The sequence below is a fragment of the Streptomyces sp. SID11385 genome (assembly GCF_010548245.1).
In the GTDB taxonomy this organism is placed as follows: Bacteria; Actinomycetota; Actinomycetes; order Streptomycetales; family Streptomycetaceae; genus Streptomyces.
In genome coordinates this window covers 1-15,675 of record NZ_JAAGLR010000877.1, presented here as the reverse complement: position 1 = coordinate 15,675, position 15,675 = coordinate 1, and the positions used below count along the sequence as shown (strand labels likewise).

Below are 15,675 nucleotides of genomic sequence, written 5' to 3'. Positions count from 1 at the left end.
TCGCTCACCGCGCGCGGCTCGGGACCGGGACGGCGCGGCACCGCGTGCGCGCTCAGCGCCCAGCCGTAGGCGGGCGGCGGGGGCGGCAGGCGCAGCGTGTAGGCGTACGCCCCGTCGAGCCGTTCCCCGGCCGCGTCCCGGTACGTCTGCGTCGTCGTCGCCTCGTACCCGTGCGGCCCCCACAGCCCGACCCGCGCGGCGACCGCGCGCCGCAGATACGCCTCGGAACGGTCCCCGACGCGCCACGGCGAGGCGTCGAGCGTGCCGGGGCCGAGGTGGTCGAGATTGAAGTCGAAGAGATGCGCCGCGCCCTGCCAGCCCCCAAAGGAGTCACCGTTCGCCGGGGCCCGGGAAGAAAGACCCCCGTCCCCGTCCTCCTCGCCCCACCGCCACGCCGCCGCCTCGACCTGCGCGCGCCCCGCCGCCTCGCCCTCCTCCAGCGCCCAGCGCAGCTCCGTCGCCGGTTCCGCGTACGGTGTCGCGCCCTCCTCCAGGAGGCCGAGCGGCTGGAAGCGCTCCTGGTAGGCGCGATCGGCCCCCGAGGGCGGGAAATCGGCCGCCCACACCCGCAGCCGCTCCCAGAACCGCAGCGCCGGCTCGGCGAGCGGATCGCCGCCGGGGAGCCCCCCGCGTCCCAGGCCCGGCGCGGTGAGCGGGTGCAGCGCGAGCCCGGCCCGCAGGTCCCGTACCGCCGCGACGTCCTCCGCGTCCGCGAGCGCGCAGGCGTACCGCACCACGAGCGTCGCGACCGCCGTCGGCGCCTCGATCACCTCGTGCACGCTGCCGGGCACCTGCCCGTCCCAGCCCGGCGGCGCGAGCAGCCAGCTGCCGCCCTCCGCGCCGCCGGCGCGCAGCCCCGCGTACGCGAAGTCGTTGGTCCACGCGTCCACGAACTGGTACACGGCGTAGCGCGGGCCGCTCGGCGGGACCTGGAGCACGAGCGGCCCCTCGGAGAGGTCGAGCGGGGCGAGCGAGCACAGGGTGCCCTCGTCGGCGGGCCAGCCGGTGGCGGGCTCGGCGTGCGCGAAGTGGTTGAAGGCCGTCGCCGGCAGCGGGCCGAGCCCGTCCTGCGTGAACAGCCCGACCGTCTCCAGGCCCCGCACGAGCGGCGCGCCGTAGACGTACGCCTCGGCGGCGAGTGAAGCCGCCAGGGTGCCGTGCCCCATCTCGCCTCCTCCTGCCTCCCTCCCCTCAAGGTCACACGCCCCCCGCCGTCCCGCATCCCGAGTCGCACGCACGTGCGACCCGTCCCCTCGTCGGATGAGGCGCGTCCCCCACACGGACCGACGCGAATTCGGACAGGCGCGCTCGCAGTGGGCACAAGGGTGAACCGGTGCGGCCCGCGCGCGCCTGGCTCGTTGGCCGGACAGATCGCCGTGCGTGAGCGAGCGATCGCCTTGCGTCACGAAAGCGTGAAGGCGGCTCGTACGAGTCCGTACAAGAAGGCCGCCCGAGCCCGTACGAGAGGAAGCACGTCCCATGCCACAGCCCTCCGCCTCCCCGTCCCCCGGCGGCACGCGGTGAGCCGCCTCTCGCTCGCCCTGAGCGCCGCGCACCTCGCCGCGGTGGCCTGGCTCGGGCACTGCGCCACGGCGAGCGCGCACAACGGCGCCTGGTGGACGACGCTCGCGTTCGTCGCCGCGTCGGCGCTCCTCGTCACCGCGATCCTGCGCGAGCACGAGTGCGCCGAGGAGCACGCCCCGCGCCCCGCGCCCGTACCGCCCCCGCGCCCCGTCGCCGACTGGCAGGTCTTCGAGGCGCTGTGCTGCCTGCGGGCCTGGGAGACGCGGGGCCGCGCGCACGATCCCGCGTACTGCTCGTGCCGCGACTCGCTGTCCCGTGAGGAGCGGTGAACGCCTGTGAGGAAGCGGTGAACGCGGAGGGAGGGGGTGCGTCGGGACTCCCGTGGCGCTTGAGGCAGGATGCGCATATGCCCGAACCCGCAGAGCCGCCCGAGCAGGAACCGGCGGACGAGACCTCCGCCGATCCCGAGAGACGCGCCCTGCCCGCCGACGCCTCCGCGATGTGGCTGGTCCGCGCCTCCGGCGAACTGGACCTCGACACCGTGGGAGGACTGCGCCAGGAGCTGGAGGAGGCCGCCGCGCACTACCCGGTCGTCATACTCGACCTGAGCCGCGTCGACTTCGGCGACTCCAGCTTCCTCAACCTCCTCATCCGCGTCCGCGCCACGACCCGGCTGCGCCTGGTCGCCCCCACGGACGCGCTGCGCCAGCTCTTCGCCCTCACCGGCACGGACACGGTCCTCGACGTGTACGAGACGATCGGCGAGGCGATCGACGCGGGCTGACCGCCCTCACCGCATCCCTCCGTCGGGCGGCCGGCGCTGCGCCGGTACGAAGCGGGGGTGCTCGTACGCGCTGTGGGCGGACGTCAGCGGCAGCCGCGCCCGCACGGTCTTGCCGTCCCCGGGGCCCGCCACGACCTCCACCCGCGCGAGCCGCGTGACGAGCCCCCACCCGTACCCGCCCTCGCGCACGAGCGGCCGCGGAGTCCGCTCGCACGGCCGCGCCTGCGAGCCGTCCGAGACGCTGATCTCGACCTCGCCGTCCCCGATGCTCACCCGGAACCCCGTCACCCCGCCCGCGTGCCGCACCGCGTTGCTCACCAACTCCGAGGCGACGAGCACCGCGTCGGCGAGCACCAGCACATCCACGGGCGGCCGCACCGCCAACAGCGCGTCGTACACCCGCTCCCGCGCCTCCCCGGGCCGCAGCCCCCCGTCCTCCGTCCCGTCGCCGCGATGCCCTTCCTCGTCCGACACCACCACTCACCTGCCCGTACTCGCCTGCGTTTGCCTGTGCTCCGGGTGCCCCGAGTCGGCCCGGGCGCACCTGTTTCGTGCGGGGAGGCTGTGACGGGTTCAGGCGGAGGGGACGCGGGCGAGGGCGGCCCGAATAGTGTCGGCGGGGTCGGGGACGGTGAAGCCGAGGGCGCGGAGGTCGGCGACGACGTCCGGGATGGTGCGGTGCTGCCGGAGGGCGGTCTCCTGGAGGTAGTGCAGGGGGAACCCCTCTTCTTCGCGAACACGACCGGTCGAGTGCATCCGGGCCAGTTCCGCCGCGTCCCGGAACGTCATGCCGTCCGGGAGGGAGGTCCGTGACACGGGGATGCGGTACCTGACGAGGACGGCGGCCACCTCGGCGGGGGAGATGTTGAGATCCCGGGCGAGGGGCAGGGCGAAATGGAAGGGAACGACATCGCCGGTGCGCAGGCGGCGTTCGTCTCGCAACTCCGTCAGGATGTGGTCGTCGAACGGCCCCGGTTCCGCCGGGAACTCCACCGGGACGACGAAGCCGTACGACCGCAGCTTGGCGACCCGCTCACGCTTCTGTTCCCAGCTGCTCTGGTGACTGAAGAGGTCCCGGTACGCGATCGGGTCCGCCGGCGGCTTCGCGGGTCCCGTGCTGTGCCCCGGGAGCAGGAAACGGTCATCGGGGTCGGCGTCGTCCGGGAAGGGCGAAGGGACGGCGAAGCCGAGCGACCGCAAGCGGCGCCACACCTCGATGGGTCGCAGGCTCGCCGAGAAGGCGCGGAAGAGGACGTCCCCCGGTGACAGGGACGCACCCCACGGGAGCCAGTGCGGTTCCTTCCCTCCCCGCAGTTGCAGGAGCTTCAGCCAGGACTTGTCTGGTCGTTCGGGCAGACCCGAGCCGTCCGCGTCCAGCCCGAAGGCGGTCAGCCTGCGGCAGATCTCCGAGGTGGGCAGGTCGAGCGCGAGGGACATGGCGGCGATGTGGCCCGGGGGAACCTTGTGCTCCGGATCGAGCGGGACCATTCCCACGGAACTCTCCGGGGAGTAGAGGCGGAGCAAGGGCTCGGACCCGGCCTTCCGGTACCACTCGACCACCTTCGCGGGTACGTCCCACCCCGTGCCGCGCAGCTCCGCTGCCACCGCGTCCACCGGCAGACGCCGGCGGCGGACGAACTCCGCCAGTGCGCCCACGGACACCGGGCGGGCACGAGGGTCCGGACGGGGCTTGAACTCCCTTTCGGGACGCCTCTGTCGCGGGAGCGGGTCCCCGGGAGCCCGGTCCCAGGGATAGCCCAGCGCTCTGAGCCGGGAGTCGAGGGCATCACGGGAGAGCCCCGCGACGCGAGCGATGCTGCCCAGTTCCTCGTCGCGGAAGACGGCCCCGCGGCTCCAGGAAATGACGGCTCTCCGGTCCACGTCGGCCCCCAGCAGAAGCCACTGGTCCGTGGCACGCGCCCTGCGCAACGGCCGTTCGGTCCTGATGTCGGGGCACAGCTCGGCGAGTGGCCCGAGCAGCTCCTCGCGCCCGTGCGCGAGCAGGCGCCACAGATAGATGTGGTCGGGCGCGTAACCGGTCGCGCGGGTCATGTCGTGGTGTCCGCCGGGACGCCTGCCGGAGACCAAGGAGACATCCAGCGGGAACGTGCCCGTCGCGGCCGAGCCGAATACGAAGCCCCCGCTCGACAGCTCCCGCCCCATCGACACGAGGGCGTCACCGACGACGTCCGCCAGCGCCGGGCTCGCCTGCAACACGTCGCAGAACCACGATCCCAGCCTGAAGCCCGGCGGTGTCCCGGCGAAGGCGGTGACCGCCCGCGTCAGCAACTCCGCCAACGAAGAGCCCAGTTCATCGAGTACGTGCTGCCGGTCGACCGAGAGCCGCTCCGGGGCGTCGGGACCGCGGAGGTTCACCACGACCCCCTGGAGCCCGGACCCGTCCTGTGCCAGCACCCCGCTGGGGCGTGCGGGGGCGACCACGAGGCCGTCCACGAGCAGCGCGCCCCCTTCCTGGCACCAGACGACCTGTGCCCCCTCCGCACCGGCCGACCACGGCAGGGTCCACCCGGCCGAGTGAATCCTGCTCGCGTCGTCCTCGGACTCGTACCTCCTGGCAGCGCGGTCCGCCGAGCGCACCCGCCCCGCCTCCCACTCGACCCGCCGGCGCCGCCCCTCCTCCGCCACCGTCCCGAACTCCGCGATCCCCAGCACCCCTTCGAGCACCTTCACGCACGACCACTCCTCCGCCACCACCCCCTCCCGCAAGTACAGCCGCACCTTCGTCCCGGGCGTCCCCTTGTCCGCCTCCCGCACGATGCGGAACAAGTGCTCGGGCCCGCACACCGAGGCCCGCAGCACCGGCCCCGGCACCCCCTCCGCGCTCATCCGGCACGTCGTGACCCGGATTTCCTCGGCCAGCATGAAATAGCTCAGCACCCCGATCCCGAAACGGCTGTTGGGGTAGAGCCGAACCGGCGGGTCCAGGGCCTCCCAGCGCGCCCGCTCAAGCCGGAACTCGGCCTGCTCGGCGAAGCGGGCGCCCGCGTGCGAGAAGACGCCGCGCAGCTCCGCCTCGCCCATGCCGACGCCGTTGTCCTCGCACTCCACGTACCGGCGCCCGTCCTCGTCCTCGCCCTGCGTGAAACGGATCCGTCCCTCGTACGCGGTCGGCAGCGCCCCCGTGCGGTCCAGGTACTCGCTCCGCGCCCGCCGGTAGCGACACGCGTCCAGGGCGTTCTGGTACAGCTCCCGCACCGCGAGGTCGCGGTCCTTGTACAGCTCGACGCCGACCGCGAGGCTCAGGAAGCGCCGGTCGTCGCTGCGGAAGCGCGCGTACCCCTCGAAGACACCGCGCCCGGGCAGGACACCGGAGGAACTCAGGCGGGCGGGCAGCGACGGGGGGAGGAGGCCCGTGGCCCGTATCGCGTGCAGCAGTTCGTCGAGTCGCGCGGTGTACGCGCGCAAGGCTTCGACCACCGCCTCGTGGTGGCACTCGGCCCGCAGGACGGGCAGCTCCGTCGTCCCGCCCCACGTCGCCCCGGCGAGCACACGGCGCAGCCCGGCCACGTCGACCGGGTACGGGACGGCCACGTGTTCCGCGACGATGTCGGGGAGCCCGGCGGGCTCGACCGCCATGCCGTGCGCGAGCGTGGCCAGCAGCGCGAGGCGCCGGAAGCGGACGCGCTGGGCGCCGCCCCCGCTGCGTACCCGTTCGTCGTCGGGCAACTGGTGCAGGTGCTCGGGATGGCACACGTCCGGGCCGCGCCGCAGCCCGTGCAGGAGCGCCGCGAGCCGTCCGGCGTCGAGCGTGCCGCCGAGCGGGGCGACGCACTCCCCGAGTTCCGCGAGCAGCTCCCCGACGGACTCCGGCTCCGCGAACTCCTGGTCCCGCGTCAGCCACCGGTGGAAGAGCCACCAGCCCACCACCGGCTCCGCCTCCGCGTCGCGCCGGGCCCGCCGCACCAGCGCCTCGTGGCCCTCGGCGAACACCTCGAACCTGCGCCGCGCGGGGCCCGCTCCGGCCGGTACCGCGAGCGACCACGGCTCCACGCCGGCCACCGCGGCGGCCCGGCGCAGGTAGTGCACGCGATGGAGGAACGGCAGCAGGACGAGGAGCGCCCCCTCGGCCGGACTCAGGCCGAGCCCTTCCGGCTCCGTGAGCCGCTCGACGTGCTCCAGGAACCGCAAGGGGGCCTCGGGGTCGTGCCACGGGTCCGCCGTCGGCTCCCGCCGCAGGGCGGCCAGCCGCGTCACGACCGCCGTCACGAGCGCGCGGTGCTCCCTCGCTCCCCGCTGCGCCGCCACGAGGTCCCAGACCGCCGATTCCTCCGCCGCACGGACCCACGGATCGGCTTCCGGCCCGTCCGCGCCCGCCGCTTCGGGGGCGGGCGAGGCCCCCATCCGCACGTACATGGTCCGCGCCTGGAAGACGTTCCCCACGACGGTGCCGTCCATGGAGTTGTAGCTGTCGCCCTCGTCCCCGTCCTCGTCCCCGCCTTTGCCCACGCCCCCGCCCACGCGCACCGTGCACCTCGTTTCGCTCGCTGCGGAGAATCTAGACCAGAACGCGGGCACGCCGAAGGGCCGTGGGCCGCGCCCTCCGAAGGGAGGACGCGGCCCACGGCCCGTGTGCGGTCGGTGCGGGGCGCGCGGCCCCGGGCCTTCCTAGATGTCGAAGTACAGCTCGAACTCGTGGGGGTGCGGGCGGAGCTGGATCGGGGCGATCTCGGCCGTGCGCTTGTAGTCGATCCAGGTCTCGATGAGGTCGGAGGTGAAGACGCCGCCGGCCTGGAGGTACTCGTTGTCCGCTTCGAGGGCGTCGAGGACGGCCGGGAGGGAGGTCGGGACCTGGGGGACGCCCGCGTGCTCCTCGGGGGCCAGCTCGTAGAGGTCCTTGTCGATCGGCTCGGCCGGCTCGATCTTGTTCTTGATGCCGTCGAGGCCCGCGAGGAGGAGCGCCGAGAAGGCGAGGTACGGGTTCGAGGACGGGTCCGGGGCGCGGAACTCGACGCGCTTCGCCTTCGGGTTCGAGCCCGTGATCGGGATGCGCATCGCGGCGGAGCGGTTGCGCTGCGAGTAGACCAGGTTGACCGGGGCCTCGAAGCCGGGGACCAGGCGGTGGTAGGAGTTCACCGTCGGGTTCGTGAAGGCGAGCAGCGAGGGCGCGTGCTTGAGGATGCCGCCGATGTAGTAGCGCGCCATGTCCGAGAGGCCCGCGTAGCCCTGCTCGTCGTAGAAGAGCGGCTGGCCGCCGGTCCACAGCGACTGGTGCACGTGCATGCCCGAGCCGTTGTCGCCGAAGATCGGCTTCGGCATGAAGGTCGCGGTCTTGTTGTTGCGCCAGGCGACGTTCTTCACGATGTACTTGAAGAGCATCAGGTCGTCGGCCGCGGCGAGCAGCGTGTTGAACTTGTAGTTGATCTCGGCCTGCCCGGCCGTGCCCACCTCGTGGTGCTGGCGCTCGACCTCCAGGCCGGCCTTGTCCAGCTCCAGGGAGATCTCGGCACGCAGGTCGGCGAAGTGGTCGACCGGCGGGGCCGGGAAGTAACCGCCCTTGTAGCGGACCTTGTAGCCGCGGTTGTTCACCTCGGAGCCGGTGTTCCAGGCGCCGGCCTCGGAGTCGATCTCGTAGACCGAACGGTTCGCCGAGGTCTCGAAGCGGACGCTGTCGAAGACGTAGAACTCGGCCTCCGGGCCGAAGAACGCGGTGTCGGCGATGCCGGTCGACGCGAGGTACGCCTCGGCCTTCTTCGCCACGTTGCGCGGGTCGCGGCTGTACTGCTCGCCCGTGATCGGGTCGTGGATGAAGAAGTTGATGTTGAGCGTCTTGTCCCGGCGGAAGGGGTCCACGCGCGCGGTCGTCAGGTCGGCACGCAGCGCCATGTCCGACTCGTGGATCGCCTGGAAGCCGCGGATCGACGAGCCGTCGAAGGCCAGCTCCTCGGCCGGGTCGAACGCCTTCGCCGGCACCGTGAAGTGCTGCATCACGCCCGGCAGGTCGCAGAAGCGGACGTCGACGAATTCCACGCCCTCGTCGGCGATGAACTTCTTGGCGTCATCGGCGTTCTGGAACATCCAACTCCTCCTCCTCCCACCCGGGGAGGGGCGGGGGTTTCAGCTCGTGCCCGTAGTCAGTGCGGTGACCCACGGTGGAGCCGACCATAGGAAGACGGGATTTCTCAAGCGTGACCCATTTGTTTCACCGAAGTTAACCACCTCGGGGCTCCTGAACGGCCCGGGCCACGGCGCGCGCCTACCCGCGTCCGCCGCCGTCACGCGCCCCCGCGCGCCGGGCGGGGGCTGCCAGGGGGCGCCGGGCGCGGGCGCAGTACCGTGGAGCGGTGGACAACAGGGATGCAATGGGATCGTGGCTCTCGGGCCCGCGTGCCGCCGCCGAGGAGATGGGTGTCGACTTCGGGTACCGGGGCGAGCGCCTCGGCCTCCCGGAGAGCGGACCCGGCTCCCTCGCCCCCCTCGGCCGCCGCTTCGGCGCCCTCGTCGTGGACTGGGCCCTGTGCATGCTCATCGCATACGGTCTCCTCGCGCGCGGTGACCAGCAGGCGGCGGGGAACTGGGCGCTCGCGATCTTCTTCGTCCTGAGCCTGCTCACCCTCGGCACGGTGGGCTGCACGCCCGGCAAGGCCCTCTTCCGGCTCCGCGTCGTCTCCGAGAACGGCGGCAGGCTCGGCCTCGTCCGCGTCCTGATCCGCAGCGTGCTCCTCTGCATCGCCATCCCCGCCCTGATCTGGGACCGCGACTCGCGCGGCCTGCACGACCGGCTCGGGCGCGCGGTGCAGATCCGGATCTGAGGGCACCTCTCCCGCGGACGCCCCTGGCGGAGCGAGGCACGGGCGTGCGTATGCCGTTCGGCACGGGACTCATGGGGAGCGGCATGTTCTTCATGGTGTCGCCGGTCGCCTGCTGTCCCCTCCTCAAGCACCCGCGCGTCCTCACCGGCGAGGGCCCGGCCCCGAGCAGACCCGTCCCACGCCGAAGGGGCGGGCCCGTGGTCGGGCCCGCCCCTTCGGCGGTTGTCGTGATGGGTGGGCGGGGATCAGCGGCGCGGGCCGCGCGGCATGCGCATCCCCTTCGGCATGGGCCCCTTCGGCAGCGGCATGTTCTTCATCATGTCGCCCATCGCCCGCAGGCGGTCGGTGGTCTCGGTGACCTGGGGGCCGGTGAGGACGCGCGGGTACTTGAGGAGGGTCGTGCGGACCTTCTTCAGCGGGACCTGGCCCTCGCCGTTGCCGACGATCATGTCGTGCACCGGTACGTCGGAGACGACGCGCGCCATCTTGCGCTTCTCCGCCGCGAGCAGGCTCTTGACCCGGTTCGGGTTGCCCTCGGCGATCAGCACGATGCCGGGCTTGCCGACCGCGCGGTGCACGACGTCCTGGCTGCGGTTCATCGCGACCGCCGTCGTCGTCGTCCACCCGCGCTTCATCTGGTCGAGCACCGCGGCCGCCGCACCCGGCTGTCCCTCCATCTGCGAGAACGCCGCACGCTCGGCGCGCCGCCCGAAGATGATCGCCATCGCGAGAACAGCGACGAGGAAGCCGAAAATGCCCAGGTAGACCGGGTGGCCGATCAGGAAACCGACCGCGAGGAGCACGCCGAAGACGACGATCCCCACGGCGCCGATCACCAGGCCGATCCTCGGATCGACCCGTCGGGTCATCTTGTAAGTGAGAGCGATCTGTTTCAGTCGCCCCTGATTCGCAGAGCTCTCTGCGGTGTCCTTCCTCGCCATGCTGTGGAGTTTACGTGGCGCGCACCGCGCTAGGACGTGCGGGCGGGCAGCGCGCTCAGGACGGCCTCCGCCTCGGCCCGTTCCCTGGCCCGGGCGCGGTCGGCGATCACGGCCGTCCGCGCGTTCTGCGCGGAGCGGCTGAGCAGGGCGGACTCCACGGCGCGGACGGCCGAGGAGAGCGGGGCGAGGAGGGTGGTACGGGCGTGGGGCAGGTGGTGGACGCTCGGCACGGTGGGGCTCCCCGGGGCTGGCGGCGGTGACGCGCTTCTACGGGCGGGAGCGTCGCGCCGAGCGGCGCGGCGCCTCGCTCCCAGCGTCACAGCATGGTGTTACCAGCCGGTGACCGAAGGGTCAAACGGCCATGAAGCGGCGGAAGACCGTCTTCCGCGGAAGCCGCGCGAGCATCGCCGGTCAGTCGCGAAAGGCGACGGCCCCGAAACCGTCCCCACCTGGGGGAACGGCTCCGGGGCCGGAGGACGTGCTGGGGGCGGGCCCGTTCCCGTACGAGAACGGGGCGGGACCCGGACGCGCGCGGCGAGCGCCGCTGTGCCGGACCTCACACGGTCGGCAGCGGTCCCGCCATCGCGCCGCGCCGCTCCATCGCCTGCTGGAAGAGGCGCCCGGCACGGTAGGAGGAGCGGACGAGCGGGCCCGACATGACCCCGGAGTAGCCGATCTGCTCGGCCTCCTCCTTCAGCTCCACGAACTCGTGCGGCTTGACCCAGCGCTCGACGGGGTGGTGCCGGGGCGAGGGGCGCAGGTACTGCGTGATCGTGATCAGCTCGCAGCCCGCCTCGTGCAGGTCGCGCAGCGCCTCGCTGACCTCCTCGCGGGTCTCGCCCATGCCGAGGATGAGGTTGGACTTCGTGATGAGACCGGCCTCGCGGGCCTCGGTGATGACCTTGAGGGAGCGCTCGTAGCGGAAGCCGGGACGGATGCGCTTGAAGATGCGCGGGACCGTCTCGACGTTGTGCGCGAGGACCTGCGGGCGCGAGGCGAAGACCTCGGCGAGCTGGTCGGGGTCCGCGTTGAAGTCGGGGATGAGCAGCTCGACCTTCGTGCCGCCGAGGGGCCGCTCGGCGGTCAGCGCGTGGATCTGGCGGACGGTCTCGGCGTAGAGCCAGGCACCGCCGTCTTCGAGGTCGTCCCGCGCGACGCCGGTGACGGTCGCGTAGTTGAGGTCCATCGTGCGGACCGACTCGCCGACGCGGCGCGGCTCGTCGCGGTCGAGCGCCTGCGGCTTGCCCGTGTCGATCTGGCAGAAGTCGCAGCGCCGGGTGCACTGGTCGCCACCGATGAGGAAGGTGGCCTCGCGGTCCTCCCAGCACTCGTAGATGTTGGGGCAACCGGCCTCCTGGCACACCGTGTGCAGGCCCTCGCTCTTCACGAGTTTCTGCAGCTCGTTGTACTCGGGGCCCATTTTGGCGCGGGTCTTGATCCACTCGGGCTTGCGCTCGATGGGGGTCTGGCTGTTCCGGACCTCCAGGCGGAGCATCTTGCGCCCGTCGGGTGCGACTGCGGACATGCCCGGCGCCCCTTTCTGCTGCGATCGCGCGTCGTGGCTTTCGAATCTTCGGCGAGGCCCAGCCTACGCCCGTGAGGGCAGGGGCCCGCTCCGTGCCCAACCCACCGAACCGCAGGCGCATTCCCCCGTACGGCCCAACGGGTGCGGTTCCTTCGGACGGGGGCCGGGGACGGGGCTCGGGCGAGGGGGCGCCAAGGGCCTCCCGCGCGGGCGCGGGGCGGGGTCCTCCCGTGCGGGCGGCGGCCTTCTCCCGTACGGCCTCGGGCCCCGTCAGACCGCCGTCGACAGTGGTGGCGCGCCCGCGCCCGCGAGGACCTCGGTGAGATGGCGCTCCACGACCGGCAGCACCTCCCGCACCGTCACCTCGCGGCCCAGCTCGCCCGAGAGGGAGGCGACGCCCGCGTCGCGAATGCCGCAGGGCACGATGCGGTCGAAACCGGTCGTGTCCGAGTTCACATTGAGTGCGAAGCCGTGCATCGTCACGCCCTTCGCGATCCTGACGCCGATCGCGGCGAGCTTGCGGTCCTCGTGGCGCTGGCCCGCGTTGGAGGGCGCGTACTCGGGGCCCGCGAGGCGCGCGTCGAAGAGCGGGTCCGTCCGCTCCAGTTCGAGGGTCAGTCCGCCGGGGCGCCGCTCGACCGGGTCCCCGAGGATCCACACGCCGCTGCGGCCCTCGACCCGCGTCGCGTCGAGACCGAACTCGGCGCACGTGCGCAGCAGGGCCTCCTCCAGGTTCCGGACGTGCGCGATGACGTCGACCGGGCTCGGCAGCCGCAGGATCGGGTAGCCCACGAGCTGACCGGGGCCGTGCCAGGTGATCTTGCCGCCCCGGTCCACGTCGATCACGGGGGTGCCGTCGAGGGGACGCTCGCTCTCCTCGGTACGGCGGCCCGCCGTGTACGTCGGCGGGTGCTCCAGGAGCAGACAGGTGTCGGGGATCTCCTCGGCGACGCGCGCCGCGTGCACCCGGCGCTGCTCCTCCCAGGCGTCGAGGTACGGCGTGTACTCCGTCTCGGCGGACTCCAGGCCCATACGGACGAATCGCAGCTCACTCACGGCGTGCCTTCCCACGTGCGTCCTTCGGCACCAACGCGTGCCTTCGCCACTGTACGGCGGCACCCGCGGGGGCGGACGCGGGGGCGGCCGGGGGTTGCGGGGCGTCGTCGCGGGGGCGGACACGGGGCGGCGGGCTCCCGGGAGGGAGATTTCACGTAGCCGCGAAGCAGCCGGTTCAGAGGAAAAACTGACGCGCCACGAAAGAGTGAACGCGTACGGCTTCCAGGGCCCGCTTTCCGTCAGTTCTCCGGGCAATCCTCACACGATCGGATGAACGAGGGGCGAAGGGCGTGATGGGGCGTTCGCCGACCGTTACATTCGCGCCGTTCCACGAGGGCAGCTTTCGGGCCCGGAAGGCAGGAGACCGCACAGCTGATGACGGACCGAACCCCTCAGCGCACCCCCAACCGACAGCTCGCCGCGCTCATCGCGGAGGCGGGGTTCTCCAACGCGGGGCTCGCCCGGCGGGTGGACCAGCTCGGCCTGGAACACGGGCTCGACCTGAGATACGACAAGACCTCCGTGACCCGCTGGCTGCGCGGCCAGCAACCGCGCGGCACGACCCCCGCGCTCATCGCCGAGGTCTTCACCCGGCGCCTCGGCCGCAGGCTCAGCGCCCAGGACCTCGGCCTCGACGCCTGTGCCCCCGTCTACGCGGGGCTCGAATTCGCCGGGACGCCCGAGGAGGCCGTCGACATCGTCGGCGGCCTGTGGCGCAAGGACTCGGGGAGCCACGCCGAACTGCGCAAGATCGCCTTCACGCCCGCCGGCCTCGTCGTCCCGAGCCGTGACTGGCTCATCGGACGCCCCGACGAGCGGGTGGGACGGCTCGCCGACGACCGCGCGGCACGGCCCGGCCGCCCGGAACCCAAGGAGGGCGCGGAGAACGCCGAGATCCCCCGGCAGGACCCCGTCCCCGTGGGCGCGCTCGGCGTCCCCGCGCAGCCGACGGGAGCCGCGGGCCGGGTCCCCCAGCAGGCCAGGCCCGGAGCGCTGCGCGGAGCGGCCCCCGCGCCGGGCGCCTCGTGGGGGCGCTCGGGCAGCGAGCGCGGGCCCGGGCAGAAGGTCACCAGCGGCGACATCGCCGCGCTGCGCTCCGTCGCCGACCTCTTCCGCTCCCTCGACCACGCCTACGGCGGCGGCCACGCCCGGCAGGCCCTCGTCCGCTACCTGGAGCACGAGGCCGAGCCGATGCTGCGCGGCGTCTACGGCGAGCAGACCGGGCGCCGCCTCTTCGCCGCCGCCGCCGACCTCACCCGGCTCGCGGGCTGGACCTCGTACGACATCGCCGCGCACGGGCTCGCGCAGCGCTACTTCGTGCAGGCCCTGCGCCTCTCGCAGGCCGCCGACGACCGCGTCTACGGCGCGTACGTCCTCATCACGATGAGCCGCCAGGCCGTCTACCTCGGCCACGGCAGGGAGGCGGTGCAGCTCGCGCGGGTCGCCCAGCAGGGCGTCGGCCCCGTGGTGCCGCCCGCCGTGCAGGCACTCCTGCACGCGGCGGAGGCGCGGGGGCACGGCGTGCTCGGCGAGACGCGGTCCTGCACGGCCTCGCTGGTACGGGCCGAGCGGGCGCTCGAAGCGGCCCGCCCCGGCGACGAAGTCCCGGGCTGGGCCCGCTTCTTCGACGAAGCGCAGCTCGCCGACGAGTTCGGGCACTGCTACCGCGACCTCCAGCAGTACCGGGCCTCGGCCCAGCACGCCGAACGCTCGCTGCAACTGCGCGGGAGCGGCTACGCCCGCAGCCGTCTGTTCTGCCGCGTCGTCCTCGCCACGGCCCGCCTCGGCCTCGGCGACCTCGACGCGGCCTGCGCCCACGGGGCGGAGGCCGCGCAGGCGGCGGGCGAGATGCGCTCGGTCCGCGCGGTCGAGTACGTCCGCGACTTCGAACGCCGCCTGGAGCCGTACCGCGACGCGGGCCCGGTCCGGGGGTACCGGGACCGGGTGGCGGCGTATCAGTAGCGGTGTTGCGGCCGTAGTCGGGCGGAGTGGCCGAAACCGGTCTGTGGACAACTCGGGGGTCGCGCGGAAAACGCTCACCGGATCGGGTGAGAGGCGTGCGGGGGATGCGCGGGGTTGTCCACAGATTCGGCGAGATGGTCGGGGGAGGGGGGCGACCTGCGGAAGACTGGTAACAGGGGAGCCCCCCGGGTGGGTGGGGGCTGTTCTGCGGGCGGTGCGCGCGCAGGCCCGCCCCGCCCTCACCCGCTCCCTTCAGGCCGCCACCACCTCCGGCAGCCCCCGCGGCGGGTACGCGGGCGCGCGGCCGATGTCGCGGAGGAGGGCGTGGGCCGCGCGGCGGCCGGAGCTGAGGGCGCCCTGGACCGAGCCCGTGTCCCGGTGGTCGCCGCACACGTAGAGGCCGTCCAGGACGCGGACCACACGGCGCGGGTCGTGCGGCGGGGCCATCGCGGGCACCGCCTCCGCGTCGTGGTGCACGGCGAGCAGGTCCCAGTCCCCGGTCGGCACGCCGTACAGCGCCGCGAGGTGCGCCCGTACGGACGCGTCGAGACCGGCCGGAGGACGGCCCGGGACCGTCGAGGAGACAAGCGTGCGCCCGGCGGGAGCGCGGCCCGGGTCCACGGCGCTCAGCACCGCCGTGTGCGAGACCGGGCCCGAGCGGTCGCCGTCCAGGACGAGCGAGGCACCCGTGGCGGGGGCCACCGGAGCGCTGTGGTGGAAGACCGTCACCTCGTGGAAGCGCGGCACGCGCAGGCCCGGCAGCAACTCCGCCGCGTCCCGCGCCCCCGTCGCCACGAGCAGCGCGCGGCAGCCGAGTTCGCCGTGCTCCTTCGTCGTCACGGAGGACGTCGACGCGGCCGTGACGTGCACGCCGGTACGGATCGTGCCCGGCGGCAGCGTCGCGGCGAGCCGTTCGGCGAGCGCCCCCGAGCCGCCCTCGGGCACGCAGAGCCGGCCGCGCGCGAAATCGCGCAGCGCGAAGTCCGCGACGCGCGAGGACGTGGACAGCTCGGGGTCGAGGAGCAGCGCCGTGAGCAGCGGGCGCAGGAACGTCTGGGCGGTACGGCGCGGCAGGCCCTGCGCCGCCAGCGCGTCGGCCGCCGTGCGCTCCTC

General features: G+C 73.3%; 13 protein-coding genes. 4 read left to right on the top strand and 9 right to left on the bottom strand.

Translation table 11 applies throughout. The annotated features are described in order from the left end of the window. On the bottom strand, positions 1 to 1,166 hold a 1,166-nt coding region (locus G3I42_RS26760), incomplete at its 3' end, for a DUF1254 domain-containing protein (RefSeq protein WP_164290113.1). 354 nt (positions 1,167 to 1,520) lie between these two features. Between G3I42_RS26760 and G3I42_RS26755 the strand changes: the two genes are divergently transcribed. Next, positions 1,521 to 1,853, top strand: a complete 333-nt coding sequence (locus G3I42_RS26755; protein WP_239096697.1) for a hypothetical protein — start codon at positions 1,521 to 1,523, stop codon at positions 1,851 to 1,853. A gap of 77 nt (positions 1,854 to 1,930) precedes the next feature. Beyond that, positions 1,931 to 2,308, top strand: coding sequence for an STAS domain-containing protein (locus G3I42_RS26750; RefSeq protein WP_164290111.1), 378 nt, complete (start codon positions 1,931 to 1,933; stop codon positions 2,306 to 2,308). Between the two features lie 6 nt (positions 2,309 to 2,314). Here G3I42_RS26750 and G3I42_RS26745 read toward each other — a convergent pair whose 3' ends face one another. The 3 genes from G3I42_RS26745 to glnA form a co-directional block, all read right to left on the bottom strand. Then, on the bottom strand, positions 2,315 to 2,782 hold the full coding sequence (locus G3I42_RS26745; protein ID WP_343244677.1) for an ATP-binding protein: 468 nt from the start codon (positions 2,780 to 2,782) through the stop codon (positions 2,315 to 2,317). A 99-nt stretch (positions 2,783 to 2,881) separates the two neighbouring features. Then, positions 2,882 to 6,787, bottom strand: coding sequence for an ATP-binding protein (locus G3I42_RS26740; RefSeq protein ID WP_343244676.1), 3,906 nt, complete (start codon positions 6,785 to 6,787; stop codon positions 2,882 to 2,884). A gap of 147 nt (positions 6,788 to 6,934) precedes the next feature. Further along, complete coding sequence (glnA, locus tag G3I42_RS26735) at positions 6,935 to 8,344, bottom strand: type I glutamate--ammonia ligase (protein WP_164290108.1); 1,410 nt, start codon at positions 8,342 to 8,344, stop codon at positions 6,935 to 6,937. 266 nt (positions 8,345 to 8,610) lie between these two features. On the opposite strand from glnA, the gene G3I42_RS26730 reads away from it, so the two are divergent. Beyond that, positions 8,611 to 9,078: an RDD family protein gene (locus tag G3I42_RS26730; protein WP_343244675.1), complete on the top strand. Its 468-nt coding sequence runs from the start codon at positions 8,611 to 8,613 to the stop codon at positions 9,076 to 9,078. Between the two features lie 245 nt (positions 9,079 to 9,323). Here G3I42_RS26730 and G3I42_RS26725 read toward each other — a convergent pair whose 3' ends face one another. From G3I42_RS26725 to lipB, 4 genes are all read right to left on the bottom strand, one after another. Next, positions 9,324 to 10,019 carry a DUF4191 domain-containing protein gene (locus G3I42_RS26725; RefSeq protein WP_164290106.1) on the bottom strand — a complete coding sequence of 232 codons (696 nt, stop codon included), beginning with the start codon at positions 10,017 to 10,019 and terminating at the stop codon, positions 9,324 to 9,326. A 29-nt stretch (positions 10,020 to 10,048) separates the two neighbouring features. Next, positions 10,049 to 10,249 carry a hypothetical protein gene (locus G3I42_RS26720; RefSeq protein WP_164290104.1) on the bottom strand — a complete coding sequence of 67 codons (201 nt, stop codon included), beginning with the start codon at positions 10,247 to 10,249 and terminating at the stop codon, positions 10,049 to 10,051. Between the two features lie 326 nt (positions 10,250 to 10,575). Next, positions 10,576 to 11,544 carry a lipoyl synthase gene (gene lipA / locus G3I42_RS26715; protein ID WP_164290102.1) on the bottom strand — a complete coding sequence of 323 codons (969 nt, stop codon included), beginning with the start codon at positions 11,542 to 11,544 and terminating at the stop codon, positions 10,576 to 10,578. Between the two features lie 270 nt (positions 11,545 to 11,814). After that, positions 11,815 to 12,600 carry a lipoyl(octanoyl) transferase LipB gene (gene lipB / locus G3I42_RS26710; RefSeq protein ID WP_164290100.1) on the bottom strand — a complete coding sequence of 262 codons (786 nt, stop codon included), beginning with the start codon at positions 12,598 to 12,600 and terminating at the stop codon, positions 11,815 to 11,817. A gap of 375 nt (positions 12,601 to 12,975) precedes the next feature. Between lipB and G3I42_RS26705 the strand changes: the two genes are divergently transcribed. Beyond that, entirely contained in the window at positions 12,976 to 14,562 is a 1,587-nt protein-coding gene (locus tag G3I42_RS26705) for a regulator (RefSeq protein ID WP_164290098.1), read from the top strand. Positions 14,563 to 14,814: 252 nt separating this feature from the next. Here the strand turns inward: G3I42_RS26705 and G3I42_RS26700 are convergent. Further along, positions 14,815 to 15,675 (bottom strand): FAD-dependent oxidoreductase (locus tag G3I42_RS26700; protein ID WP_164290096.1); only part of this gene is annotated, 861 nt, incomplete at its 5' end.

Excerpts from the sequence above, each read along its gene's own strand:
- lipA (WP_164290102.1), bottom strand. The coding sequence starts at position 11,544 with ATGTCCGCAGTCGCACCCGACGGGCGCAAGATGCTCCGCCTGGAGGTC.
- G3I42_RS26725 (WP_164290106.1), bottom strand. The coding sequence starts at position 10,019 with ATGGCGAGGAAGGACACCGCAGAGAGCTCTGCGAATCAGGGGCGACTG.
- G3I42_RS26750 (WP_164290111.1), top strand. The coding sequence starts at position 1,931 with ATGCCCGAACCCGCAGAGCCGCCCGAGCAGGAACCGGCGGACGAGACC.
- G3I42_RS26705 (WP_164290098.1), top strand. The coding sequence starts at position 12,976 with ATGACGGACCGAACCCCTCAGCGCACCCCCAACCGACAGCTCGCCGCG.
- glnA (WP_164290108.1), bottom strand. The coding sequence starts at position 8,344 with ATGTTCCAGAACGCCGATGACGCCAAGAAGTTCATCGCCGACGAGGGC.